The 25,388-nt window shown below is 55.9% G+C and carries 27 protein-coding genes, 1 tRNA gene and 1 other RNA gene; 15 read left to right on the top strand and 14 right to left on the bottom strand.

All coding sequences use genetic code 11. The features are described from left to right. Positions 1–37 precede the first annotated feature (37 nt). On the top strand, positions 38–2,374 hold the full coding sequence (clpA, locus tag BVC71_RS10580; protein WP_086451630.1) for an ATP-dependent Clp protease ATP-binding subunit ClpA: 2,337 nt from the start codon (positions 38–40) through the stop codon (positions 2,372–2,374). Between the two features lie 65 nt (positions 2,375–2,439). Further along, positions 2,440–3,330 carry a M23 family metallopeptidase gene (locus BVC71_RS10575; RefSeq protein WP_240516833.1) on the top strand — a complete coding sequence of 297 codons (891 nt, stop codon included), beginning with the start codon at positions 2,440–2,442 and terminating at the stop codon, positions 3,328–3,330. Here the strand turns inward: BVC71_RS10575 and BVC71_RS10570 are convergent. From BVC71_RS10570 to BVC71_RS10560, 3 genes are all read right to left on the bottom strand, one after another. Beyond that, positions 3,317–5,476, bottom strand: coding sequence for a peptidoglycan -binding protein (locus BVC71_RS10570; RefSeq protein WP_086451628.1), 2,160 nt, complete (start codon positions 5,474–5,476; stop codon positions 3,317–3,319). The two genes, BVC71_RS10575 and BVC71_RS10570, sit on opposite strands and share 14 nt — an antisense overlap. 3 nt (positions 5,477–5,479) lie before the next feature. Beyond that, positions 5,480–6,547, bottom strand: coding sequence for a biopolymer transporter ExbB (locus BVC71_RS10565; RefSeq protein ID WP_086451627.1), 1,068 nt, complete (start codon positions 6,545–6,547; stop codon positions 5,480–5,482). A gap of 142 nt (positions 6,548–6,689) precedes the next feature. After that, the gene (locus tag BVC71_RS10560; RefSeq protein WP_086451626.1) at positions 6,690–7,238 is read right to left on the bottom strand and encodes a gamma-glutamylcyclotransferase; all 549 of its coding nucleotides are present in this window, start codon (positions 7,236–7,238) and stop codon (positions 6,690–6,692) included. A 46-nt stretch (positions 7,239–7,284) separates the two neighbouring features. On the opposite strand from BVC71_RS10560, the gene BVC71_RS10555 reads away from it, so the two are divergent. After that, a complete protein-coding gene (locus tag BVC71_RS10555) occupies positions 7,285–8,208 on the top strand; it encodes a DUF2125 domain-containing protein (protein WP_086451625.1) in 924 nt (307 codons plus the stop codon). On the opposite strand, the gene BVC71_RS10550 is transcribed toward BVC71_RS10555, so the two are convergent. From BVC71_RS10550 to hisC, 3 genes are read right to left on the bottom strand one after another with little or no spacing between them, the layout of a single operon-like run. Next, entirely contained in the window at positions 8,205–9,023 is an 819-nt protein-coding gene (locus BVC71_RS10550) for an extensin-like domain-containing protein (protein ID WP_086451624.1), read from the bottom strand. The genes BVC71_RS10555 and BVC71_RS10550 overlap by 4 nt on opposite strands. After that, on the bottom strand, positions 9,020–9,940 hold the full coding sequence (locus BVC71_RS10545) for a prephenate/arogenate dehydrogenase family protein (RefSeq protein ID WP_205905967.1): 921 nt from the start codon (positions 9,938–9,940) through the stop codon (positions 9,020–9,022). Before BVC71_RS10545 ends, BVC71_RS10550 begins: the two co-directional genes overlap by 4 nt. Further along, entirely contained in the window at positions 9,940–11,025 is a 1,086-nt protein-coding gene (gene hisC / locus BVC71_RS10540) for a histidinol-phosphate transaminase (RefSeq protein WP_086451622.1), read from the bottom strand. Before hisC ends, BVC71_RS10545 begins: the two co-directional genes overlap by 1 nt. A 120-nt stretch (positions 11,026–11,145) precedes the next feature. On the opposite strand from hisC, the gene BVC71_RS10535 reads away from it, so the two are divergent. After that, positions 11,146–12,192: a bifunctional transcriptional activator/DNA repair enzyme AdaA gene (locus BVC71_RS10535; protein WP_086451621.1), complete on the top strand. Its 1,047-nt coding sequence runs from the start codon at positions 11,146–11,148 to the stop codon at positions 12,190–12,192. A 58-nt stretch (positions 12,193–12,250) separates the two neighbouring features. On the opposite strand, the gene rpsD is transcribed toward BVC71_RS10535, so the two are convergent. The 3 genes from rpsD to BVC71_RS10520 form a co-directional block, all read right to left on the bottom strand. Further along, complete coding sequence (gene rpsD, locus BVC71_RS10530) at positions 12,251–12,871, bottom strand: 30S ribosomal protein S4 (protein WP_086451620.1); 621 nt, start codon at positions 12,869–12,871, stop codon at positions 12,251–12,253. 156 nt (positions 12,872–13,027) lie between these two features. After that, the gene (locus BVC71_RS10525; protein WP_086451619.1) at positions 13,028–14,101 is read right to left on the bottom strand and encodes a Hint domain-containing protein; all 1,074 of its coding nucleotides are present in this window, start codon (positions 14,099–14,101) and stop codon (positions 13,028–13,030) included. Between the two features lie 117 nt (positions 14,102–14,218). Beyond that, complete coding sequence (locus BVC71_RS10520; RefSeq protein WP_165767759.1) at positions 14,219–15,106, bottom strand: lipid A-modifier LpxR family protein; 888 nt, start codon at positions 15,104–15,106, stop codon at positions 14,219–14,221. 169 nt (positions 15,107–15,275) lie between these two features. On the opposite strand from BVC71_RS10520, the gene BVC71_RS10515 reads away from it, so the two are divergent. The 4 genes from BVC71_RS10515 to ffs all read left to right on the top strand — a co-directional run bounded on the left by BVC71_RS10515 (position 15,276) and on the right by ffs (position 16,470). Then, positions 15,276–15,734: a DMT family transporter gene (locus tag BVC71_RS10515; protein ID WP_086451617.1), complete on the top strand. Its 459-nt coding sequence runs from the start codon at positions 15,276–15,278 to the stop codon at positions 15,732–15,734. A 3-nt stretch (positions 15,735–15,737) separates the two neighbouring features. After that, positions 15,738–16,166, top strand: coding sequence for a DMT family transporter (locus BVC71_RS10510; RefSeq protein ID WP_086451616.1), 429 nt, complete (start codon positions 15,738–15,740; stop codon positions 16,164–16,166). Positions 16,167–16,220: 54 nt separating this feature from the next. After that, positions 16,221–16,295, top strand: a tRNA-Glu gene (locus tag BVC71_RS10505). Positions 16,296–16,373: 78 nt separating this feature from the next. Beyond that, positions 16,374–16,470: signal recognition particle sRNA small type (gene ffs / locus BVC71_RS10500), an RNA gene on the top strand. Between the two features lie 14 nt (positions 16,471–16,484). Here the strand turns inward: ffs and BVC71_RS10495 are convergent. Continuing rightward, the gene (locus BVC71_RS10495) at positions 16,485–16,835 is read right to left on the bottom strand and encodes a DUF6404 family protein (RefSeq protein ID WP_086451615.1); all 351 of its coding nucleotides are present in this window, start codon (positions 16,833–16,835) and stop codon (positions 16,485–16,487) included. A 135-nt stretch (positions 16,836–16,970) separates the two neighbouring features. On the opposite strand from BVC71_RS10495, the gene BVC71_RS10490 reads away from it, so the two are divergent. Genes BVC71_RS10490 through recR form a run of 4 tightly spaced genes read left to right on the top strand, consistent with a single transcriptional unit; the run spans position 16,971 to position 20,059 of the window. Next, positions 16,971–18,728: a DNA polymerase III subunit gamma/tau gene (locus BVC71_RS10490; RefSeq protein ID WP_086451614.1), complete on the top strand. Its 1,758-nt coding sequence runs from the start codon at positions 16,971–16,973 to the stop codon at positions 18,726–18,728. Further along, positions 18,704–19,114, top strand: coding sequence for a hypothetical protein (locus BVC71_RS10485; RefSeq protein WP_133064523.1), 411 nt, complete (start codon positions 18,704–18,706; stop codon positions 19,112–19,114). The genes BVC71_RS10490 and BVC71_RS10485 overlap by 25 nt, the downstream gene beginning before the upstream one ends. A gap of 3 nt (positions 19,115–19,117) precedes the next feature. Further along, positions 19,118–19,462, top strand: a complete 345-nt coding sequence (locus BVC71_RS10480) for a YbaB/EbfC family nucleoid-associated protein (RefSeq protein WP_086451612.1) — start codon at positions 19,118–19,120, stop codon at positions 19,460–19,462. 3 nt (positions 19,463–19,465) lie between these two features. Beyond that, the gene (recR, locus tag BVC71_RS10475) at positions 19,466–20,059 is read left to right on the top strand and encodes a recombination mediator RecR (protein ID WP_086451611.1); all 594 of its coding nucleotides are present in this window, start codon (positions 19,466–19,468) and stop codon (positions 20,057–20,059) included. A gap of 53 nt (positions 20,060–20,112) precedes the next feature. Here recR and BVC71_RS10470 read toward each other — a convergent pair whose 3' ends face one another. Further along, on the bottom strand, positions 20,113–20,871 hold the full coding sequence (locus BVC71_RS10470) for a DUF1013 domain-containing protein (RefSeq protein ID WP_086451610.1): 759 nt from the start codon (positions 20,869–20,871) through the stop codon (positions 20,113–20,115). Between the two features lie 132 nt (positions 20,872–21,003). Between BVC71_RS10470 and BVC71_RS10465 the strand changes: the two genes are divergently transcribed. Next, a complete protein-coding gene (locus BVC71_RS10465) occupies positions 21,004–21,639 on the top strand; it encodes a ribonuclease T2 family protein (RefSeq protein WP_086451609.1) in 636 nt (211 codons plus the stop codon). Here BVC71_RS10465 and BVC71_RS10460 read toward each other — a convergent pair. Both BVC71_RS10460 and BVC71_RS10455 read right to left on the bottom strand, forming a co-directional pair. Beyond that, entirely contained in the window at positions 21,636–22,616 is a 981-nt protein-coding gene (locus BVC71_RS10460) for an NAD(P)H-quinone oxidoreductase (RefSeq protein WP_086451608.1), read from the bottom strand. The genes BVC71_RS10465 and BVC71_RS10460 overlap by 4 nt on opposite strands. A 10-nt stretch (positions 22,617–22,626) precedes the next feature. Further along, positions 22,627–23,304 (bottom strand): COQ9 family protein, encoded by a 678-nt coding sequence (locus tag BVC71_RS10455; RefSeq protein WP_086451607.1) that lies wholly within the window; start codon positions 23,302–23,304, stop codon positions 22,627–22,629. Positions 23,305–23,409: 105 nt separating this feature from the next. Between BVC71_RS10455 and rpsU the strand changes: the two genes are divergently transcribed. Then, entirely contained in the window at positions 23,410–23,616 is a 207-nt protein-coding gene (gene rpsU / locus BVC71_RS10450; protein ID WP_086451606.1) for a 30S ribosomal protein S21, read from the top strand. 54 nt (positions 23,617–23,670) lie between these two features. Here the strand turns inward: rpsU and BVC71_RS10445 are convergent, their stop codons facing one another. Further along, the gene (locus BVC71_RS10445; protein ID WP_086451830.1) at positions 23,671–24,144 is read right to left on the bottom strand and encodes an Lrp/AsnC family transcriptional regulator; all 474 of its coding nucleotides are present in this window, start codon (positions 24,142–24,144) and stop codon (positions 23,671–23,673) included. Between the two features lie 120 nt (positions 24,145–24,264). On the opposite strand from BVC71_RS10445, the gene ald reads away from it, so the two are divergent. After that, positions 24,265–25,377: an alanine dehydrogenase gene (gene ald / locus BVC71_RS10440; RefSeq protein ID WP_086451605.1), complete on the top strand. Its 1,113-nt coding sequence runs from the start codon at positions 24,265–24,267 to the stop codon at positions 25,375–25,377. Positions 25,378–25,388: the final 11 nt, after the last annotated feature.

Genomic DNA, 25,388 nt, shown 5'->3' with positions numbered 1-25,388 from the left:
AGCCCCGAAAGACCCCCCGAAAGAAAGGAGCACGCAGGTGCCATCTTTTTCGACCACTCTAGAGCAGTCCATCCATGCGGCACTGGCATTGGCAAATGCACGCCGTCACGAACTTGCCACGCTTGAACACCTATTGCTGGCGTTGATCGACGAACCAGACGCAGCCCGCGTGATGAAGGCCTGCGCCGTGGATCTGGATGAGCTGCGTAAGAACCTTGAAGATTATATCGAAGAGGACCTATCGACCCTCGTCACCGATGTCGACGGATCCGAAGCTGTCCCAACGGCCGCGTTCCAGCGTGTTATCCAACGCGCGGCAATCCACGTACAATCGTCTGGCCGCACCGAAGTAACGGGCGCGAACGTTTTGGTCGCGATCTTTGCCGAACGCGAAAGCAACGCCGCCTACTTCCTGCAAGATCAGGACATGACCCGTTATGACGCGGTCAACTTTATCGCGCATGGCGTCGCCAAAGACCCAGCATTCGGCGAAAGCCGCCCTGTGGTCGGATCGGAAGACGAAGATGAATCCTCCTCGTCCTCGTCCGCATCCCCCGAAGGCAACGGCGAAAACCGCGAATCCGCACTGGCGAAATACTGTGTCGATCTGAACAAAAAATCGCGTAAAGGCGACGTTGATCCGCTGATCGGCCGCGATCACGAAGTTGAACGCTGTATCCAAGTTCTATGTCGCCGCCGCAAAAACAATCCGCTGCTGGTGGGTGATCCGGGCGTGGGTAAAACCGCGATCGCCGAAGGTTTGGCACGCAAAATTGTCAATGACGAAGTGCCAGATGTGCTGTCGGGCACCACGATCTTTAGCCTTGATATGGGCGCGCTACTGGCTGGCACCCGCTACCGCGGCGATTTCGAAGAACGCCTGAAAGCTGTGGTAACTGAACTAGAAGACCACCCAGACGCCGTTCTGTTCATCGATGAAATCCACACTGTAATCGGTGCGGGCGCGACATCGGGCGGCGCAATGGACGCATCCAACTTGCTGAAACCTGCCCTGCAGGGCGGAAAACTGCGCTGCATGGGTTCGACGACCTATAAAGAGTTCCGTCAGCATTTCGAAAAAGATCGCGCGCTGTCCCGTCGTTTCCAGAAAATCGACGTGAACGAGCCATCTGTAGAAGATTCGGTGAAAATTCTGCAAGGTTTGAAACCTTACTTCGAAGAACACCATGCGATCCGTTACACCGCCGATGCGATCAAAACGGCGGTTGAACTGTCAGCCCGTTACATCAACGACCGTAAACTGCCGGACAAAGCCATCGACGTCATCGACGAAGCCGGCGCCGCACAGCATCTGGTCGCAGAATCCCGCCGCCGCAAAACCATTGGCGTGAAAGAGATCGAAGCCGTCGTTGCGAAAATCGCGCGTATCCCGCCGAAAAACGTCAGCAAAGACGATGCAGAGACTCTGAAGGATCTGGAAAAGTCGCTGAAACGCGTTGTGTTCGGTCAGGACCCCGCGATCGAGGCACTGTCGTCGGCGATCAAACTTGCCCGCGCTGGCCTGCGTGAACCTGAAAAGCCCATCGGTAACTACCTGTTCGCAGGTCCAACTGGTGTCGGTAAAACCGAGGTCGCAAAACAGCTGGCCGATACGCTGGGCGTGGAACTGATCCGGTTCGATATGTCCGAATACATGGAAAAACACGCTGTATCGCGTCTGATTGGTGCCCCCCCGGGCTATGTCGGGTTCGATCAGGGTGGCATGTTGACCGACAGCATCGACCAGAACCCACACTGCGTTCTGCTGCTAGATGAAATGGAAAAGGCACACCCAGACGTCTACAACATTCTGTTGCAGGTGATGGACCACGGCAAACTGACCGACCACAACGGCCGGACCACAGATTTCCGTAACGTGATCCTAATCATGACATCCAACGCAGGCGCAGCAGAGCAAGCAAAAGAAGCCATCGGTTTCGGCCGCGATCGCCGCGAAGGCGAAGACACCGCTGCAATCGAACGCACCTTTACGCCGGAATTCCGCAACCGTCTGGACGCGGTCATCCCGTTCCAGCCGCTGCCGAAAGAGGTGATCCTACAGGTCGTCGAAAAGTTTGTTCTGCAGCTAGAGGCGCAGTTGATGGACCGCAACGTCCACATCGAACTGACGATCGAAGCCGCAGGATGGCTGGGCGACAAAGGGTACGATGCGAAAATGGGTGCGCGTCCACTGGGCCGCGTCATTCAGGAACACATCAAAAAACCTCTGGCCGAAGAGCTGCTGTTTGGCAAATTGACCAAAGGCGGCGTTGTCCGCGTGGCTGTCAAAGACGGTGAACTGGATCTTCAAATCCTACCGCCAGAACAGGGCAAATTGTCCGGCAACAAACCACCGCTTTTGACTGCCGATTAATGCGCGTCTTAGCGACTGCTATAGTTTCGTCCCTCGCCATGCCTGTCATGGCGGGGGACATTCTTTTGGGACTGCCAATCGCCTGCGATCTGGAAACCGACTGTTACATCCAGCAGTTCGTTGATCTGGATACCACGGATGGAATTCGCGATTTCACCTGCGGGACGCTGACCTATGACACCCACAAAGGCACGGATTTCGCGCTGACATCGTTGAACCAACAAGCCCAAGGTGTAGACGTCATCGCCTCTGCCCCTGGTACTGTGCGCGGGGTACGCAATGACATGGATGATGTGCTGCAAACAGGACCATCAGCACCTGATGTTTCGGGTCGTGAATGCGGCAACGGCGTGGTCATCAGCCATGGGGACGGTTGGGAAACCCAGTACTGTCATCTGGCCAAAGGATCCGTGACCGTTCGCAGCGGCGACCGCGTTGCGATGGGGCAAGTGTTGGGACAAGTCGGATTGTCAGGTCAAACACAGTTCCCGCATATTCACCTTTCGGTTCGAAAAGACGGCGAAGTCGTTGATCCCTTTGCACCAAACGCCAATACCTGCGGCACAAGTAATGACACGCTATGGATTGACGTACCGCCCATATCGGCTGGCGGCATCATTACATCAGGGTTCGCACCAAACGTCCCTGCATACGACGAAATTAAACAGGGTATGCCGGACCGCCTAACCCAATCGGCGTTTCAGGACATGGTTCTGTGGGGCTATGCCTTTGGCGGATTGTTGGGCGATACAATGGCGTTCGACATCACTGGGCCAGAGGGATCGATTTTCATGAACACAGTGGTGTTAGATCGCGACCAAGCGCTGTGGTTCCGTGCTGGTGGAAAACGTGCCCCCATAACGGGCTGGAGCGGCGGAACTTATACTGGAACCGTCACCCATATGCGGGGCGATCAGGTCATCGACACCCAGACAGTCACCATCACCGTTCAGTAAGCTTTAGCTCGATCCGGCGGTTTTGGGCGCGTGCGGCTGGCGTGTCATCTGTATTCACAGGCTGATATTCACCGAACCCGTTTGCCGACAAACGGTTTGGCGCGATGCCTTGGGCTTCGGACATATAACGCACCACTGACAGCGCCCGCGCCTGCGACAGTTCCCAGTTATCTGCAAACTGCCCCTGCCCCGACAGCGGCAGATTATCGGTATGACCATCGACGCGGATGATCCAATCGATATTTTCGGGAATGCTATCGGACACTTGGCGCAAAATATCGGCGACCTTGGCAATCTCTTGCTGGCCTTGGGCCGATAGGGTCGCACTGCCAGGGGCAAACAAAACCTCGGACGAAAATACGAAACGGTCGCCTTCGATACGAACGCCTTGTTGGCCTTCTAGAATACTGCGCAGTTCGCCAAAGAATTCAGAACGATACCGCGCCAAATTTTGCGCTTCGGCTTCTAAACGCGCGCGCTCTGCTTCTTCCAGCTCTAGGCGGCGACGACTTTCTGCGGCAGCGCGCGCCAGCGCCTGATTCAACTGCGACGACAGATTAGATATTTGGACCTGCGCATCGCTATCCGCGATTTCAGCTAAGTTCAGAAGGTTTTGCAATTGGCTGACCTGCGCACGCAATTCGGCAACATTCTCATTCAGGGCCGCAATCTGTCGCTGGCTTTCTGCTGATAGCGCTTCTTCTTCGGCCAGCGCCGCATTTGCCGTTGCCAACAACGCCGCTTGTCGTTCGGCTTCGGTCATCTGCTCGGTCAAATTCGCCTGCGCCGCGGCTTGGGCGGCTAACGCTTCGGCCAGTCGCGCCTCTAGGCTGGCACGTTCAGTTTCGGTTTCACTGCGATTTTCCGACAGCGACTGGACCTGTTGTTCCAACGCCTGACGGGCAATCAACGCCTCGGCCAACCGTTCCTCTAGAGTCAACCGCGCAGCATTCGCAGCTGCGCCCGCACTTTGCGCGGCCTGCAATTCAGCCTCGGCTGCTTGTTTCGCGAGCAGCGCCGCCGCCAATTGTTCCTGAATTTCGGATTGCGCCGCATCGCCGTCAGCCAGTGCTTGCTCTAATGCCTGTTGTGCCGCGTCCAAATCGCCTTCTGCCAGTTCTTGCGCGGCTATGGCGGCAGCCAAGCGGGTGGTCAAATCCTGATTAGAGGCTTCGGCGGCAGCCAAAGCTTCTTGCGCGGCGGCAAGGTCTGCATTGGTGGTGCGCTGCAAATCCAACGCGGCCAGCAAACGTGCATCCAAATCTTGGCCGTTGCTCAGCGCGCTGGTTAGATCATTTTCCAGCTCGGTTTTCGCCAGCAAAGCCGCAGCCAACCGCATATCCAGATCGTCACGCGCCGCCTCTGCCGCAGCAAGCAACGTCAGCGTATCTTCGGCGCGGCGGCGTTGTTGTTCCAGCGCCAGTGTCATTGCGGTGATTTCGGAATCCGCATTAGCCAAACGTTCGCGCAAGCTGTCCAATGCAGCAGCATCAACCAATTGCTGCGCCTCTAATGCATCGACAGAGGCAAGAGCATCCGATTTATCGGTCTCTAACTCGGCGATCATCGCCTCTAACGCTTCGCGCCGCGCGGCAGCTAAACGCGCCTGTTCGGCGGCGGTATCGATTTCATCGCGCGCTTGGGCCAACGCAAGGTTCAGCGCCTCTTGTTCCGAAATCAATGTGTCACGAGTATTTTCCAGATCGGCGACTTGGCTTCGCAAATCAGAACGATCCGACAACAATCCCGCTACCTGTGCTTCGAACCCTGTGATGCGGTTCTGCGCCTCGACCAACGCGGCGGCATTCGCGTCGCGTTCTTGTGTCAGGCGGGCAATCAATGCGGCTTGCGCAGACCGTTCGTCATTCGCAGCGGTCAGATCGGTCGTCAACTGCCCGACTTGCCCAGCTAGCTGAGATGATCGCGCCTGTTCTAATCCCAATGCTTGCGCAAGCGTCGACACTTCAGCTGTCAGTTCGTTTAAACGGTCCTCTTGGCCTTCGATTTTTTCGCGCAGCACAAATTGTAAGACCATGAAAATGGTCAGTACAAACATCAGAACAAGCAACAGCCCCGTCATGGCATCCACAAAACCGGGCCAGATCGACGCGTTGAACCTATTCGTACTGCGGCGAGAGATCGCCATGGATCACTCCTGCCCCGGATTGCGTTTCATCTGACGCAGGGCACGACTGATGTTGCCCAATTCGCCGCGCAATTCGGTGATCGTTTCCTGACGGCCTGCCGATAGCTCCTCTAGGATACGCAGCAGCTGGACGTCTATCGAACGCAGACGCATACGGCTTTCGGCATCGATCCCGTCAACGCCGCTTTCGGCCAGTTTTTGTGCCATTTCTTGTTGTGCGGCGGCGGCCTGCGCCAAAGCGGGCCTGATATCCTGATCATCCATCCGCGCCGCCAGTTGCGAGACAGTCGCGCTGAGTTGGGCGATTTGTTCGTCGGTGCGCAAACGGCCTTCTTCTGATGCGCGGATCAAGGCGACCAATTGGTCATTAGATCCGCCACCGACAAACTCCATCCCGCCTTCGTCGCCAGCAGCGAAACCAAGCCGCGTGATCGACGATAACCATTCTTCCAATTCGCGATAAAAACGGTTTTGGCCGTGGCCGGCAAATAGCTCTAGCAGACCAACGATCAGCGATCCCGCCAGACCCAGCAATGACGACGAAAACGCGGTGCCCATGCCGCCCAGCTGGCTTTCTAATCCGACCTGCAATTTGGCAAAAACATCCGCGCCTGATGCACCTTCGTCGGCGTTCAGACTGCGGATTGTGTCGACCAGCGCAGGAACGGTCGTCGCAAGACCATAGAACGTACCCAGCAATCCCAAAAAGATCAGCGTATTGCCTAGATATTTGGTGATTTCGCGATCTTCGTCGATGCGGCTGGCAACCGAATCCAAAATGGACCGCGCCGAGGTGCTAGAGATTTGCATCCGCGCCCCGCGTGACCGCAACAAAGTCGCCAACGGCGCAAGCAACACAGGCGCGCCCTGTACATCCAGATCACGCGCGAATTTTTTGATCCAGCCAACAGACCGAACCAGCTGAACCACCTGCCCGAAACAAGACACAACACCGATCACAAAGACCGTCAGGATCAAACCGTTTAGATAAGGGTTCGACAGGAAAATGGATTCAAGCGTCGAAAACGCAAAATAGATGCCTGCGCCAATCAAACCCAGCGCGATCATCATAAAGGTGATCTGGCGTGTCGGTTGCGAAAAATATGGCTCGGCCTCGGGTTCCCTGATGTCCACCACGGGTTGGGTTCCTCGTCTTTATTCAATCCCTATAACCATTACAGCCCTAGGGGCGGTGCGCAAATGAATTATGCCCCTATTGGGTACACAATAGTCTTACTCTGGACAGGAGCCATTCCATATCGGGGTCTTTAATACCCATTTCGATCAAATGCAGTGCAGTACGTTCCAGATATTCGGTATTCGGCCCGCGACCGCCAACTGCCGAGGCGATCATTTGCGCCTGTGTTTCCAATGAAAAATGGCAATATTGTTCATGCGCGGGATCAATAATGTAGGTCAGTGCATTCACAGCCCGCCCATCGCGCAACGTCAGCGGCAGCACACGTTCCAGATAAGCCGAGGAAACCAATTCGCGTTCGCGTAAATCCGCGATGACTTGATCGCGATCGCTATCAGCCACGCGAAATGCGATACCGGTGCATTGTGCGCCCGCTTGCGCGTCCAGCGCCAAAACCAATCCTGGGTGTTCAACAGTACCGCGATGATGGATCGACAGCATACAGAACGACCGATGAAAATCGGGCATGGTTGCAGGGACAGATTCAACAGGTTCAAACCCCGGATTCCACAAAAGTGATCCGTAGCCAAAGACCCACAGCGGTGATTGTTCTTTTGCGTCCATATTTCATTGGTTAAACAGTTTCGGAATAAAGGTGAAGGGGCCGAAAATGGGTGCACGTCGTTGGGTGGTCGGACTTGGTATTGCCTATGCAACGGTTTGGGGTCTGGGCAGCTTCGGCTATTCCAAATTGGCGACCTCGGTTCTGATCGATTTAACGGCCAACGGTCAGGTCACGAACTATGATGGCCCCCACTGGATGATGAACCCGTTGCGTGTGGGTTCGGATGCCGCGGACCTAGCATTCCGCCAAGGCGGCAGCATCGAAAACATTCAGATTTCGACCCCTCTTCTGGCCCCCAATCATGTTCGTGCAAAAATCGACGGCGCCGTTTCATTTGGCGGCATAACCCAAATCGCCGATGAACTGTGGATCGACGTTGGGTTTCGATACAATCCGAACGCCGAAATTGCCTCGGTCAGCGGGGTAATCGAAAACGCTGTTGTGTCTGGCACGTTTGAGGGGGCGATTGGGTCTTTGACGGTTGATATGCAGGCCGCCGACCTGCCGACATATACATTGTCAGTATCGGGAACCAAAATTCAGTTACCCGCCCAGATGATAAATGACCCAATCCTGCGAAACGTCGATCTGATCGATTTCGACGGACAGGTGACGTTTGATCGTGTGATGTCGGTTACAGATCAGGCACCGAACCCGCTGCAATCCATAGAATTCGCGCCGCTTCAAATGAATTGGGGCGAATTAGATGTGACCGTAAATGGTGATCTGGCGATCGACGCCTTTGGCATTCCAACGGGACGGTTGGATCTATCCGCGAGCGGTTGGCAGATGCTGGTTCAATTGATGGCCGACGCTGGGGTGATCGATCGCGGCACGGTGTTCGGATACAGCGCGATGATTGGCGGTTTGGCCGACGAAAACGGACGGGTGAACCTGCCCCTGATCTTTGCAGATGGACAAATCAAACTGGGGCCTTTCCCTTTGGGCCCCGCCCCGCGCCTGCGTTAACGGCAATAGCTGCCGCTGCGATACCGGGCGGTATCGAAATGGAAATGATTACGATGTGCGGCATTTGCCTCGGGTCCCAAAACGGTACCAAAGATACCGCAGGCTCCGCGGTGCATTTCGCGCAACTGGCGACCATTCGCACGGGTGCCCCAATCATTTAGAACGGATATTTCACTACCATCGCGCAATCGAAAACTGCCGATATCAATAGCGCGTCCAAAGGCATGTTCAGATAAACGCCCCGAAGCCGCGCCATTGCGATTGCGACAGGAGTAATGGCCCATCAGGTTCAACCGCTCTAACCCGCCGCCTTCGCTGCCGATGACAGGGATTGCGCTACGCGATAGCCAGTTTTTCAGTGCAATTGCCGTGGGGCAATCGATGGTGGGCCGGTCGTTAAATGTGATCCCCATTACCGATCTTAACCGAACAGGTTGATCAACACCGCATGCCCCTGCCCCGTTAATGGGCGCGATATACTCCCCCTGAATATCGGGGTCACTGCACACCATTCCACGGGCGCGGGCCGCGATTATTTCTGCCGCACGGCGTTCGACACGCCCCGTTCGCGCGATTGGTGGGGTGGATGTCTGAACCGCGTATTGGCTGGCTGGAGTAGCCATTGCTTCACGCGCCAAATCTGTTTCTGGCGTTGATGGCGCTGGGATCAACCCATCAGGCCGCGCCAATGGGCGGGGCAGCGTATCTGGGGCAATCGTCGGACGTACCGGCGGCGCTGGCGCATTAATGGGTGCTTCGGCGCTCGCGACACCAGCCCATAAAGCGATACAGATCAGCGCCCCCGCTCTGATCATTCCGATTTGGTCGGCGTTCGGCCAAAATCTGGCGCAGAGGTATCCTGACCTGCTTCGATAATTCCGCGGCGGATCGCACGAGTGCGAGTGAAGTAGTCAAACAACGTATCACCATCGCCCGTCCGGATTGCCCGCTGAAGCGCAAATAATTCTTCGGTAAAACGGCCCAGAATTTCCAGTGTCGCGTCTTTGTTCGTCAAAAACACATCCCGCCACATGGTCGGGTCCGACGCGGCAATACGCGTGAAATCGCGGAAACCAGCGGCGGAAAATTTAATGACCTCTTGGTCCGTCACGCGGCGCAGATCGTCGGCCACGCCCACCATCGTATAGGCGATCAAGTGCGGCGCGTGTGATACGACGGCACAGACCAGATCGTGGTGATCGGGTTCCATGATTTCGATATCCGCGCCAATGCCGCGCCAGAAATCACAGATGCGGTCAACCTCGGCCTGATCCGCGTCCTCGGGTGGGACGACCAGACACCAGCGTTTATCGAACAACGTGGCAAAGCCCGAATGCGGCCCAGAATGTTCGGTACCCGCCATCGGGTGACAGCCGATAAAATGGCAACCGTCAGGCATATGAGGGATCACAGCATCAAAGACCGACCGTTTGACCGACCCAACATCCGTGACAACAGCGCCCTTTTTCAAATGAGGCGCAATCGCCTCCATCACGGGGCCCATCGCGCCAACGGGCACGGCCAAAACGATCAGATCGGCGTCCTGCACGGCCTCTTCTGCGGTGTCACAGACGCGATCAACCAGATTGATTTCGCGCGCGATGTTACGCGTTTCTTGGCTACGGGCATAGCCGACGATTTCGCCAGCCAGTTTGCCACGGCGCATGGCCAGCGACATAGACCCAGCGATCAAGCCCAGACCGATCAGAGCGACTTTGTTATACATGACCATCAGCGCACGCCTTTTTGGGTGGCGATCGTGTGGATAACACGACGGCAGGCAGATTCGTCGCCCACGGTGATGCGCAGACCTTCGGCGATACCGTAGCCTGCCACGCGGCGGACAATAATCCCGTCGGCTTTCAGCGCGGCATCCATTGCAGCGGCTTCGTCTGCGTCCGCAAAACGGGCCAACACAAAATTGGCATAGCTGTCATCGCAGCCAATACCCATCTGGCGCAGAGCGTTGGTCATCCAGTCGCGCCATTTGGCATTTTCGGTCCGACATTTTTCAACAAATGCGCGGTCACGCACGGCGGCCTCAGCCGCGGCCATTTGGGTCTGGCTTAGGTTAAATGGCTGGCGCAAACGGTTCAGCACATCGATGATGTCGCGGGACGCATAGCCCCAGCCAATGCGCAAACCGCCCAACCCGTAAATTTTCGAAAACGTACGGGTCATGATCACGTTAGGGTATTGATCGACCAACGATTTACCGCCGTCAAATTCATCGACGTATTCAGTATAGGCCCCGTCGTGCACAAAAAGCACATCCGATGGCAGGTTTTCGATCAATCGGATCAATTCACCATTTTCAACCATCGTACCCGTAGGGTTCGCAGGGTTCGCGATAAACACGATACGGGTTTTGTCGGTGACGGCCGCCAGAATGGCATCGACATCTACAACGCGATCCTTTTCGGCGACAGTGACAGGCACAGCGCCAGCCTGTTTCGCCAAAATCGGATACATCGAAAACCCGTGTTCGGTGGTGATGATTTCGTCACCCACGCCCGCATAGGCTGTCGTAATAAATTGCAGCACCTCGTCCGATCCGACGCCGCAGATAACGCGGTCGGGATCAACATCGTGCATTTCGCCAATCGCGCGGCGCAAAGGGCCGTGATCCGTGGTTGGATAACGATGCAATTCACCAACCGTACGTACAAACGCATCGCGAACAGAGTCAGAAAATCCATAAGGATTTTCGTTCGACGACAGTTTCAGAACATCCGATTTGCCAGCGACCGTGCTCTCACCGCTTACGTATAGCGCGATGTCCATAATGCCGGGCTGTGGCTGTGGCGATTTCGTCATTTTAGGCCCCTTGGGTTGGTGCCCTTCCTTACCCTTGCTATGGGCCTGTTTCCAGACCGCAGTTGATTAGCTGCCCGTTTTCAGGCGGTATATGTGCAACTGTGCCGCTATACCGACCTCATGCTGTTTACCTTACCTGACGATAACACCCTGTATGACGCCCTACTGGCCCGTGATCCCAGTTACGAGGGTCGTGCGTTTGTTGGCGTGCGGTCGACGGGGATCTTTTGTCGGCTAACCTGCCCTGCACGAAAACCGCTGCGGGAAAACTGCGAATTCTTTGACTCAACAACGGCCTGCGCTGCGGCTGGGTATCGTCCCTGCAAACGCTGCCATCCAATTGGCACAAGCGCCGCCGCTGACCCAGTCATTGCACGCCTGTTAGACGCACTCGACACCGATCCTGATCGAAAATGGGCAGAAACCGATATCGCCGCGATGGGTTTGGATACTTCGACCGTGCGAAGGCTATTTCGCCGTCACTTCGGGATGACATTTATTCAGATGGCGCGCCAAAGACGGCTGCGAATAGCAACGGGCACAATTGCGCGCGGCGGTAAAGTCATCGAAGCGCAACTAGATGCAGGGTACGATTCCCCCACGGCTTTTCGGAAAAGCTTTGCCGCGATGCTGGGTGTTGCGCCTTCAGACATGCAAACGGAAAGCAACCTAAAGGTAGATTTTATCGACACACCTTTAGGCCCGATGATCGCCATCGCCGATGACAACGCTTTGCGTATGTTGGAATTTCCAGATCGTAAGGCATTGGCAACGAACCTTAAACGGCTGGCCAAAACCGCAAGCTTATCTTTCGGACGCACTGCGATCGCCGATCAAACGGAAACCGAACTTTGTGAATATTTCGCAGGCACGCGCGCGCAATTCACCGTTCCTTTGGCCGCCGATTACGGCACCTCGTTTCAACGTTCGGTCTGGACCGCGTTGCGCGACATTCCAGCAGGCCACACCGTCAGTTATGGTGCCTTGGCAGACACCATCAACAACCCGACCGCCGTCCGTGCAGTTGCTGCGGCCAATGGAGCAAATCAGATTGCGCTGATTATCCCCTGTCATCGCGTGATCGGGGCGGACGGCACGTTGACGGGTTATGCGGGCGGGCTGTGGCGCAAACAACGGCTGATCGAAATAGAAACACAGTACCAATAAACGAAAAGGGCCGCCCGATTGGGCGACCCTTGCCAGAAATTCTGTAGATCGGCGAAGATTAGTTCTTCGCGTAGAATTCGACCACCAGGTTCGGTTCCATAACAACTGGGTATGGAACATCCGACAGACCAGGAGTGCGAACGAAAGTCGCGGTCATTTTGTTGTGGTCTGCTTCGATGTAGTCAGGAACATCGCGCTCGGTCAGCTGAACAGCTTCCAGCAGAACTGCCAGTTGCTTCGACTTCTGACGAACTTCTACAACGTCGCCTTCTTTGACACGGTAGGATGGGATGTTCACTGGCTTGCCGTTCACCAGAACGTGGCCGTGGTTTACGAACTGACGTGCAGCGAATACGGTCGCAACGAATTTCGCGCGGTAAACAACTGCGTCCAGACGGCGCTCCAGCAGACCGATTAGGTTTTCACCGGTGTCGCCTTTTACACGCTCAGCTTCTGCATAGATGCGGCGGAACTGTTTCTCGGTCAGGTCGCCGTAGTAGCCTTTCAGCTTCTGCTTTGCGCGCAGCTGCAGACCGAAGTCCGAGATTTTCGCTTTGCGGCGCTGACCGTGCTGGCCTGGGCCGTATTCACGTTTGTTTACTGGCGACTTTGGACGGCCCCAGATGTTTTCGCCCATACGGCGGTCGATTTTGTACTTGGCAGATGTGCGTTTGGTCACAGCTGATATCCTTCGATTTTGACGACGCCCTGATGGGCGACTATGAAGGGCGTTGTCCTCTTGGCCGAAGCCATGACAGGAATCCCCTTGCGGGGCCCACCAACACCAATGAATGGGCAGCTTATAAAAGCGCGAGCGACAGAGTCAACAATCCAATTACACGCGGCGCCCATAATCGTGGCTAAGGATCGCAACATCACTGGATGTCAGCACGCGGCGTGCAAACGCACCATATGCCTGCGGATTGCCACCCAACTCGGGCAAACGATCAAACAAACGCGTCCGATCCATTTCCCCCAGATGTGACAGCGCTGCGCTGGCTGGGTGGAAACTTTCGGTTTCAACGTTGTTTGCAAACACCACCTCGTGCGATGCCAACAACATGTGAATATAGGTCACTTCGCGAACGGAACGATCTACATATATATTGTGATCATTCACCAAATCGCGCGCCGTCACCAATACTTCGTCTGCATTGAACAACGCCTTGGCGCGTGGCCCTTTCAGAACCATGCGGTGATCTGGAGATACCAACAGCCCTTCGTCTGGAACATCTTTGTCCAACGCACCTGCCGTCATACGAACCGGCGCGTAATGCGGCATCGCGAATAGACGCGCACCGGTAACACGGCGCGTTCCGATCCATAAAATTTCCTGACAGCCGTTATCTTTGGTCTGAACGCGATCGCCTTCGACCAGCGTTTCAACCAGACGCGGTCCGCTGTCTGTTAGGATCGTGGTGCCTGGCGTGAAACAAATGACGCCGCCAGGAGCATCGCTGATCTGATCAGGACGTTCCAAATCGATATTGTGCGACACCACCCACATTTCGCGATGCTTCGGAGGCAATTCGCCCACAAACATCAACAAAGGTGGACGCGAACGACCCAAATCAATCACGGTCACCGTCCACGTGCCACGACCATCCGTAATATTGAAACTTTTCTCGAACAAAGGGGTTTGAAGGTGTTCATCCAAACCTTTTTCATTCGGCAACACCGCTGCCGATAGCAATCTGCGCACGGACTGTGCCGCGCGTTTTCTAATGTCCGCCTCTCCGGTCGCTTCGCCTAATAGCAAAACAGAATTCGCGCCATCCACACGAATGGGCTCACCTGTCCACGCCCAGCTCGCCCCGACTCTTAGATGGTCGATCGGCGCAGCCCAGCTGCCGTCTAATTCACTTTGCGACCAGGAAATGACAAACGTGCCTTGATAGCCCGTTTTCATGCCTGCCTCATGCCTTCAATGCGTCCCGCGTCTTTGTCGCGCAGGTACGTAGGCAATCTAGACGTGCGAAAGCTGTCGAATCAACCCTTTAGATTTAAAAATATCAGAGTGTTGCAGCTAGAAGTTAAGATTGAGTTTGAGAGACCCCACAAACTGGCCTTCGGACTGACCTTCGTATTCTTCGGATAGATATGTAATGCCATAATAGGCTGACATGTCGGGCGTAAATTGCCACGCCACCCCTGCCCGAGCGCGCAAACGTTCATTTTTCATCGTTGTTCCGAAATCCGACGGGAAATATTCGCTGTCGTCCACGTAGGCGTAATCGGCCCCCAAAACGACGCCGAAACCAGTTTGATCAGATTCGCCGATTTTGTACCGCTGACCCGTTACGGGATCGCGGCCATAAACAACGTCTTGGGCTGTATCACCGATCGACACATCGACCCCAACCCGCAAAAAATCCTCGACGCCATAAGACGCTTCGCCAAATGGACGGACAGCGACGCCTTTCCCAACGACAAAGTCGTGACCCAATTCGGCGGTGACGGTTGGAAAGACGCCATTCACAACCTGATTGTCACTGACGGTTTGATCGATTTGCTGCGCACCCAGAATGTCGTGCAGGCTCTCTTGCAGCTCCAGTATCCCCGTCTGCGGACCAACCACGACCAAATCTGCGCCAAAACTCAGGTCAACATCACTGCTACGCAGATGGCTATGCAGCCCCATGGACCAAATCCCCGCATAGGCGCGATCGGTTGCCATTGATCCGGTTACGCCACGTGGCGCGATAGATTCCCCGCGAAGGCGTAGCTCTAACGAACTGATTGCCGCTGGGGCCTGCGGATTTTCATAACCAAGCCCCAACAAATAGCTACCCGTGCGCCAACGATCATGTCCGTCTCCGAAAAAGTCATTGTTCAGCAGCCGGCCCTGACCAGCATAGCTGTACCCAGCCCAAGCACCTTCGGCAGTGGCCGAACCCGCTATTGCGGACATCATTATTGCAACAAAAACACAACGCATTGCGACACCCATTCGGAATCATTTCGAACTGATATACACGCTAATCGTGTCCAGAATTCGGCAAAGAAACAGTTAATGACCATTATCCAGCCTCGCTTGCATTCAAAGGTTGCATTGCGAGCGGCAGACTGACAGACATTTGACCATGAATTCAAAAAATATGCCGATTTATACAATCGCCGCATTAGGCATCGGCGGCCTCCTGACAATAATGACGTTGCTGAATGGCATGGCAGCAGCTGGTGCAACGCCGTTGTTTTCGTCTTGGCTGGCACATGGCGTTGGAACGGTCACAGCGTTGATCCTGCTGGCAGCGATGGGCCGCAAACCCAAAGAACAGCGCAGCAAACCGCCACTATGGGCGTATCTTGCGGGCTTGGCTGGCGCTGTGACGGTCATCCTAACCTCGTTCACCGTAAATACACCTCTGGCCCTTTCAGGAACCATCGCGCTGGGTTTGGCGGGGCAAATGGTATTCGGGCTAGGTGCGGATATGGTCGGGCTTTTCGGGCTCAAACGGCGGCTGCCGACATCAACAGAATTGATTTCGTTTGCCTGTATCGTGGCGGGCAGCCTGATCATTATCTTTTTAGACAAAGGATAGCCCATGATCCTATTTTCCATCATGGCCTTTGCGGGCGGTATTCTGGTCGGCCTTAGCCGTCAGGTGAACGGGCGATTGGCACTATCGACCAGCGCAATGGAATCGTCGTTTTGGAATCATGCGGTCGGCTTTGTCTTTCTTTGCGTGATCGTCCTGATCTTTGGCGGGCTGATGCCAACGCAGCACGCGTTTGATGTGCCGCTCATCGCCTATGCAGGCGGGATGGTTGGTGTTGTTTTCATTGCTGCCAGCAGCTGGATCATTGCCCGCATTGGCGCGGCACAAACCGCCGTGTTGGTAATCGCGGGCCAAATGGTATCAGGCGTCGCGCTGGATATCATATTGGACAACGCAGGCAACCCAATCGCCCGAACGGCTGGCGTAGCCCTGATCCTGACAGGAATTTTTTTAGGTAGACGCAAAAAGAATTGATTTTGTCTCTTGCGCTGACGCGCGACCAAGATTAGAAGCCGCCTCACACACAGTGGCCCGTTCGTCTATCGGTTAGGACGCCAGGTTTTCAACCTGGAAAGAGGGGTTCGATTCCCCTACGGGCTGCCACTTTTCCCCGCACATTGCTAAAACTTCTTGCCAATTCGCCCCTTGCGTTCGGCTGCGTTGTCACATATCTGACGCGTCGAGAGGTTGGCGCGGGCGAGCGCCTCGCCAACCCGGTCAGGTCCGGAAGGAAGCAGCCGTAACGAGCCCCGCTTGGGTCGTTGTCCAGCCTCTCACCTTACCCCCCCTTCTTTATAGGTCATCCCATTTGGGCAGTTCGGCGCGGGCCGCGCGGCGTAGGATGACATAGGCCGATCCCAATCCGAATGTGACGCCTGCGACCATGATCGCGAAAATGATCACCGATAGGGGCATGGAACCGCGGCTCCACATGAATACCCACATAAACAGGCCCCACATCACGCCGAATGTTGCGCCCTGAAAAATGGCCAGTTGCTGCAGATCCATGAAATGCAGCGGGCGCACAGGTTTGCCAAAACGGCGAAGCAGGCGCGCAACGGGCGGTTCATAAGCGTTACGGGTGATCCCCTGCTGTTCCAGAATTTCAACGGCGCGGGCGTATTTTTCGTCAAAGGTGGTCATTCAGCGTCCCTATTTTTTATTGGCCGCAGATTGGACGCGCCTGCCCGCAACATCAACCCGAAATGGGTGATCGGTGGTGGACCTTGGCGGCGCGGAGCCCTACTCTGCCCACAACGACAGAATCCATAGGACGCCATGACTGACGCCCCGCAAAAGAACTATCAGGTTCTCGCCCGCAAATATCGCCCTGAAACCTTTGCCGATTTGGTGGGGCAAGACGCGATGGTGCGCACGCTGAAAAACGCGTTCGACGCGGGTCGCATTGCCCAAGCGTTCATTATGACGGGGATTCGCGGAACGGGTAAAACCACGACCGCGCGGATCATCGCCAAGGGCATGAACTGTATCGGCCCAGATGGAAATGGCGGGCCAACGACCGAACCGTGTGGTCAGTGCGAACATTGCACCGCGATTATCGAAGGCCGCCACGTCGACGTCATCGAAATGGACGCGGCATCGAACACGGGCGTCGCGAACATCCGCGAAATCATCGACAGCGTTCACTACCGCGCGGCATCAGCCCGGTACAAAGTCTACATCATCGACGAAGTTCACATGCTATCGACCGGCGCGTTCAACGCGCTGCTGAAAACGTTGGAAGAACCGCCAGCGCATGTGAAATTCATCTTTGCGACCACCGAAATTCGCAAAGTGCCCGTCACCGTTCTGTCCCGCTGTCAGCGTTTCGACCTGCGCCGCATCGAACCAGAGGTGATGATCGGCCTACTAAAGAAAATCGCCGGCGGCGAAAGCGCGCAAATTTCCGAGGACGCGCTGGCCCTCATCACCCGCGCTGCCGAAGGGTCGGCGCGTGACGCGACATCGCTGCTGGATCAGGCGATTTCCCACGGCGCGGGCGAAACCACCGCGGAACAAGTCCGCGCGATGCTGGGTCTGGCAGACCGTGGCCGCGTGTTTGACTTGTTTGACATGATCCTGCGCGGCGACGCGGCAGAGGCGTTGAACGAATTATCTGCCCAATATTCCGATGGCGCGGACCCGATGGCGATCCTGCGCGATTTGGCAGAGATTACCCACTGGGTGTCCGTCATCAAAATCACGCCCGACGCGGCCGAAGACCCCACAATTTCGCCTGATGAACGTGCTCGTGGACAGGCCATGGCGGGCCAACTGCCGATGCGCGTCCTGACCCGCATGTGGCAAATGCTGCTAAAAGCGATCGAAGAAATTGCCCAAGCGCCAAACGCGATGATGGCCGCCGAAATGGCCGTGATCCGCATGACCCACGTGGCCGAATTGCCAACGCCCGACGAACTGGTGCGCAAACTACAAAACGCGTCCCCACCCCCATCGGGCGGTGGTGGCGGTGGCGGCCCCCGCATGGCCCCATCGGGCGGCGGCAGCACCAACGCGTATTCGGGCACGCCTGCGCCAACCCACAGCGGCCCATCTGGCCCCATGGCATCCGCCGCGCCGCAAATGGCGGAACATGCGCTTGCCCGCTATGCGACCTTTGCGTCCGTTCTGGATCTGATCCGCGCCCACCGCGATGTGCAGTTGCTGGTCGAGGTTGAAAACTTCATCCGTTTGGCGAACTACCGTCCCGGACGGATCGAATGCGATCTGGCGCCGAACGCGCCGCAGGATTTGGTGCAAAAACTGGGCTCTCGCCTACAAAGCTGGACAGGCAACCGCTGGGTGATCACTCTGGTCAGCGAAGGCGCAGAACCGTCTATCACCGAACAGAACATCGCCGCCGATAACGCCCGCAAAGCCGAGGCCGCGACCCTGCCCATCGTACAGGCCGTACTGGCGCAGTTTCCAAAGGCAAAGATCGCCAAGGTCCGCACCGCCAAAGAACTGCAACAAGAAGCCGCCGTAGAAGCATTGGAAGAAGTAGAGGACGAATGGGACCCCTTCGAAGAGGATTAATCCTGTCCCTGATCCCGACCGCGTCATTCGCCGAAGTGTGCCAATACGTGCGCCCCATGTGGGACGCCGACAAAGGCGCGGTCACGATCTGGACCGAACCGCTGTATACGTTTGCAAATCCGATCCTAATGCTGCTGGTTTTGGCAGTCCTGCCCGGATCGTTTTTCCGCCCCATCGCATTTCAGGTGCTGGGGGTGATTTCGGCGACGTTCCTGCTTATGTTTACATCAACGCGGCTATGGGCGGCGGATACGGATGGCATCTGGGCATTGGCCCGCGCCGAAGGCTGTATTGCTCCGCCTTATTTGTCTGCAGGATTTGCCGCGATCGTTGCGGCGTTTGCCATCATTCGCGCCATTCGGCGCATCAGAAAACCAAGGGTTTAGACAATGTTCAAAGGTATGGGCGGTCTTGGCGATATGGCCAAGATGATGAAAAAAGCACAAGAAATGCAGGGCAAAATGCAGCAAATGCAGGATGACCTGAACAACATCACCGTCACAGGCGAAGCCGGCGCAGGTCTGGTCAAGGCCGTCGCATCCGCCAAAGGTGAATTGAAATCGCTGGACATCGATCCGTCGATTTTTTCGGGCGACGACAAAGAAATGGTCGAAGACCTGATCTTGGCCGCGATCAAAGACGCGCAATCGCGCGCCTCCGAACGGTCGCGTCAGGAAATGGAAAAAATCACCAGCGAACTTGGCCTGCCTCCGGGTATGGACCTGCCGTTCTGATTTATGGCTGACGGGCCGCAAGATATCGAAGACCTGATCGGTCTTTTGTCCAAACTGCCTGGGCTTGGGCCTCGGTCGGCGCGGCGTGCTGTTTTGCATCTGATCAAGAAACGCAAACAGCAGATGATCCCGTTGGCGGACGCGATGATGCGCGTCGGTCAATCGGCCCGTGAATGCCTGAACTGCGGCAACATCGGCACGTCCGATATTTGCAAAATCTGCGAAGATGACCGCCGCGCGACTGGCGAAATTTGCGTGGTCGAAGACGTGGCCGACCTGTGGGCGATGGAACGGTCGGGCGTGTTCCGCGGGCGGTATCATGTGCTGGGCGGCACCCTATCCGCACTGGACGCTGTCGGCCCCGAGGATCTGCACATACCCAAACTGATCGACCGCGTGACGTCTGAAAACGTGACCGAGGTGATCCTTGCGCTATCCGCCACAATCGACGGGCAAACCACGGCGCATTACATCGCGGATCAATTGGGGCATGTGACAGTGACGTCATTGGCCCAAGGCGTCCCTGTGGGCGGCGAATTGGACTATCTGGACGACGGCACGATCACAGCCGCCCTACGCGCCCGCCGCAGCCTGTAAACGAAAAACGCCCCGCAAAATGCAGGGCGTTTTGTGTTCAACTAACAACCAACTTATTTGTCGTCTTCGTCGTCACCCGCGTCACCTGGCAGGTTAAAGAAGCTGTCAGCATCTGCGAATTCATCATCGCCACGCGGATCTTCGTCGTTGTTGTCTTCGCTCAGCGTGAACGCTTCTAGACCGGAAATTGCGGTTGGGATTTTAGGTTCTGCAGGCATATCCAGCGACTGTTCGGTCGACACCAATTTGCGGCGTTCGTCGTCGGACATTGCTGTACCTTCGGCAGCGCGTTTCGCGTTTGCCTTTTGAACGGCGGCATCCAACTCAGACTGTTTACACAGGCCCAGCGCAACAGGATCGATTGGCTGCATGTTCTGGATGTTCCAGTGCGTGCGTTCACGGATCGCCTGAATGGTTGGTTTCGTGGTGCCAACCAGTTTTGCGATTTGGGCGTCTGCCAGCTCTGGGTGGAATTTCACCAGCCACAGGATCGAATTCGGACGGTCCTGACGTTTCGACAGCGGAGTGTACCGTGGGCCACGGCGTTTTTCTTCGCCTGCTGCGGACGGGTTGAACTTTAGCTTCAGCTTGTACAGCGGGTCCTGTTCAGCTTTATCGATGGTTTCCTGGGTCAGCTGGTTGTTCGCTACAGGGTCAAAACCTTTGACGCCCGGCGCAACATCACCATCAGCGATGCCTTGGATTTCCAGTTCGTGCATGCCAACGAAATCGGCAATCTGTTTAAAGCTGATCGTTGTGTTGTCGATCAGCCAAACAGCGGTGGCTTTCGCCATAATCGGTTTATCAGCCATCTCAGCTACTCCTAACGCAAATCTTCCCCGCTGCCCCGCAAGGGGCGGACTGGGAATTTTCCAGTCCAGTTCACATTGTAGGGGAACTCTGGTCCTATATAGTCGCGCTGACCCTTTAAGAAAAGACAAAATATGAAACGACTGATAACGGCCCTTGGCCTTGCCTTTGCACCTATATCCGCAGCAGCCGACGGGACCGCGGGCGATTTTGACTACTACGTGATGGCCCTATCATGGTCGCCGAACTGGTGCGCGTTAGAAGGAGACGGCCGCGATTCCCCGCAATGTGACGAAAGCGAAGATTTCGGTTGGGTCCTGCATGGCCTGTGGCCGCAATATGAATCGGGGTGGCCTGACTATTGTCCAACGACTGTACCCAACCCAACCCGCCGCCAGACATCCGAAATGGCAGACATCATGGGAACGTCAGGTCTTGCGTGGTATCAGTGGAACAAACACGGCGTATGTTCGGGCCTGAATTCGACCCAGTATTACGCCCTGGCCCGCGAAGCCTATGAAACCTTTGTCATTCCGCAGGCATTCCGCAAACTGACCAGTCAGGTCAGCCTGCCTGCATCCCTGATCGAAGAAGCGTTCATGGATCAAAATGACGAATTGGACGCGGATGAAATCACCGTGACCTGCCGATCCGGTTACATCCAAGAGGTCCGCATCTGCATGACCAAAGATCTGGAATTTCGCCGCTGCGGCAGCGACGTCATCCGCGACTGTTCGCTAGATGACGCCCTATTTGATCCGGTGCGTTAAACCGACAGAACGATTTTCCCAATGTGGGCGCTGCTTTCCATCAATGCATGGGCGGCAGCGGCCTGTTCTAACGGGAATTCTTTGTGAATGACGGGGCTCACCTGACCTGATGCAATCAGCGGCCACACATGGTGGTTTAGCTGTTTCGCGATTTCCGCCTTTGCCGCATCAGATTGAGGGCGCAACGTTGACCCCGTAAAGGTCAGGCGGCGCATCATCAATGCGGCCCAATTCACCTCGACCTTCGCGCCCATCAAAAACGCAATCTGAACCAAGGTGCCGTCATCAGCTAACGATTTGATATTACGTTCGATGTAAGGTCCGCCAACCATGTCCAGAATAACATCAGCACGACCCAGCTTTTTCATTTCATCAACGAAATCAACTTCGCGATAATTGAAACACGCCTCGGCCCCCAGATCGACGCAAGCGGCACATTTTTCATCTGACCCTGCGGTCGCAAAAACGCGTGCGCCACGCGCCTTGGCCAGTTGAATTGCGGTTGTGCCAATACCCGAAGATCCACCATGTACCAAAAATTTTTGACCACGCTTTAGGCCGCCGCGCATGAACACGTTGGACCAGACGGTGAAAAACGTTTCGGGCAGACAGGCCGCATCGCGCATCGAAACGCCGGACGGGATGGGCAGACAATGCGCGGCTGGTGTTGCAACATATTCGGCGTATCCGCCCCCAGGCAGCAGTGCGCAAACCTCGTCGCCCACTTCGACGTCTTTGACGCCTTCGCCCACTGCGGTCACAACGCCAGACGCCTCTAGCCCTGGCAGATCGCTGGCAGTTGGGGGCGGCGCGTATAGGCCAGCCCGTTGCAATGCGTCAGGGCGATTTACCCCTGCATATTCAACCTTGATCACAACCTCGCCCGCATTCGGTGTGGGGATTGGGCGCTGAGTTGGAGCCAAGACTTCGGGACCGCCGGCTTGGGTGATTTCCACCGCGCGCATCATTTCAGACATGGAAATATCCTTAATCGTTTAGCGTCCAGCGACCGGGCAAATCATCCCGCGCCGCTGCCGATGGGCGTTTGATGCCCGACAACATTTTTTCCAAACCACTGGCAAATTGCCCCACAATAGGTGTCGATTTCACCGAGGTTTTGAATTTTTCAAATTGCATCACGTTTTCAATACGGCGGTCGATGAATTCGCGGGTTGCTTCGCCGCCCGTATCATCGCCCAACCAGAACAGAACGCATGACCCATAAACGCCAGATAGGATGGTGCGTTTCGAATACCAGTTATAATCATCCGAGGTATCGCCCAGCGCATTCCAGATCGCGTCAGCCGTGCCCCAGATCAGCTGCCCGCCAATCAGGGCCAAATGCGGCAGCGAAAACAACGTTGTGCCGCGGCGCACCAGTTCTTTGTCCGCGACCTCTAGCCGGAAACGGATCGCTGCGGCGACCTTTTCGCTATAGCGCAGGGCGGACATATCGGCTTCGGCAATCCGCGCCAGCATCAGGTCGTCACCATGTTTGTGATAGGCCACCGCCAGATCGGTCGCGCCGCGCGGACAGACAGCGCGCGCAGCCGAAACCGACACACCGACATCTTCGGCGGCGCGTTCAAATGCGGCATCCGTCCAGCCATCAAACACTACGTTTGGAATAATCGCGTCTAGCAATTGCTGCTGCAAATCGGTCATGGCGGTCTCCTTTGGGGGTACACTAGACAAATCTAGGGCGGTTTGCTATACGCGCCACTCCTGCAACTATTTGCAAATCCAACTTAGAAAGGTGGTGAAAACCACATGCAGGTTAGTGTTCGCGATAACAACGTAGAACAGGCACTTCGTGCCCTTAAGAAAAAACTGCAGCGTGAAGGCGTATTCCGCGAAATGAAGCTGAAGCAACATTTCGAAAAGCCATCCGTTCAGAAAGCCCGTGAGAAAGCTGAAGCGATTCGTCGTCAGCGCAAACTGGCTCGTAAGAAGCTGCAACGCGAAGGTCTGCTTTAATTAGCACCCCATTGCGATGAATTAACCCCCGCTGTTTTCAGCGGGGGTTTTTTATTAGATCGGCAGCGCGGTGGTCTGGCGCACCTGTTTCAACGAAAACGACGATTGCAGGGTTTGCACCCCCGGCAGGCCCGCCAAATGACGGCGGTGAATGCGCGCGAAATCTTCGGCGTCTTCCGCCACGACTTTCAGCAGGTAATCCGCCGACCCCGCCATCAGATGGCATTCCAGCACATCGGGTATCAGCGCCACAGCGCGTTCAAATCCGCTCAGAACTTCGTCCGATTGGCCTGACAGGGTGATTTCCACGAACACGGTCGTTTTGCGCCCGATTTTGCGCGGATCGACCAGCGCGACATAGCCCGCAATGAACCCATCCTTTTCCAAACGCTGGACGCGGCGGTGACAAGCGGATGCGGATAGGTTCACCCGTTCCGACAATTCCGCGTTCGACAGGCGGCCGTCCTTTTGCAGCACCTCTAGGATTCGGCAATCTATCGAATCCAATCCGACTTCTTGGTAATTCATCGCGCCATACCGTTCATGATTCGAATATCCTTCGAAAATTAATACCAATGAATGCGAAAATGTCCAAACTTTTGCGTCAAAGCTGGGCGATCTTATTGGAAAGACAACAGGAGACTTCCAATGATCATCGGCTGCCCGAAAGAAATTAAACCCCAAGAATTCCGTGTCGGCCTGACCCCAGCGGCTGCGCACGAAGCAATCGTAAACGGTCACGAAGTGATCGTGGAAACTGGCGCTGGCATTGGCGCTGGCTTTGCTGACGAAGATTACATCGCCGAAGGCGCGACCATCCTGCCGACCGCAGCAGACGTGTTCGCCAAGGCTGACATGATCGTCAAAGTAAAAGAGCCTCAGGCCGTTGAACGCAAAATGCTGCGCAAGGGCCAACTGTTGTTCACCTATCTGCACCTTGCCCCAGATCCAGAGCAGACCAAAGACCTGCTGGAATCGGGCGCGACCTGTATCGCTTATGAAACTGTGACTGACGACCGGGGCGGCCTTCCCCTGCTTGCGCCAATGTCCGAAGTCGCTGGCCGTTTGGCACCGCAAGTCGGCGCCTACACGCTGCAAAAAGCAAACGGTGGTCGCGGGGTGCTGTTGGGCGGCGTGCCAGGCGTCGCTCCGGGCCGCGTGGTTGTTATTGGCGGCGGTGTCGTCGGCACCCACGCGGCGCGCATTGCCGCTGGCATGGGCGCAGATGTGACCGTTCTGGACCGTTCAATCCCACGCCTACGCTATCTGGATGACGTGTTCGGCAAAGAATTTAAAACCGCCTATGCATCGGCCGCAAACACCATGGAATTGGCGTGCGAAGCCGACATGATCATCGGTGCGGTCCTGATCCCAGGTGCAGCAGCGCCAAAACTGATCAGCCGTGCGCAACTGTCCGAATTGAAACCAGGTGCTGTTCTGGTTGACGTCGCCATCGACCAAGGCGGCTGTTTCGAAACATCCAAAGCGACAACGCACCAAGACCCAATCTACGAAGTCGACGGCGTGATGCACTACTGCGTGGCTAACATGCCGGGCGCTGTTGCGCGCACTTCGACGCTGGCGCTGGGCAACGCGACGCTGCCATTCATGATCGCGCTGGCGAACAAAGGTTGGAAACAGGCCTGCAAAGACGACAAACACCTACTGAACGGTCTGAACGTCCACGACGGCAAACTGACCTACGCAGCCGTTGGCGAAGCGCTGGGTATCGAAACCGTCGACCCTGCGACCCTGTTGTAATCAGCGTCCTA

The sequence above is a fragment of the Marivivens niveibacter genome (genome assembly GCF_002150005.2).
GTDB classification, from domain to species: Bacteria; Pseudomonadota; Alphaproteobacteria; order Rhodobacterales; family Rhodobacteraceae; genus Marivivens; species Marivivens niveibacter.
The sequence above is the reverse complement of the archived record's forward strand: the minus strand, read 5'-3'. Positions and strand labels throughout refer to the sequence as shown.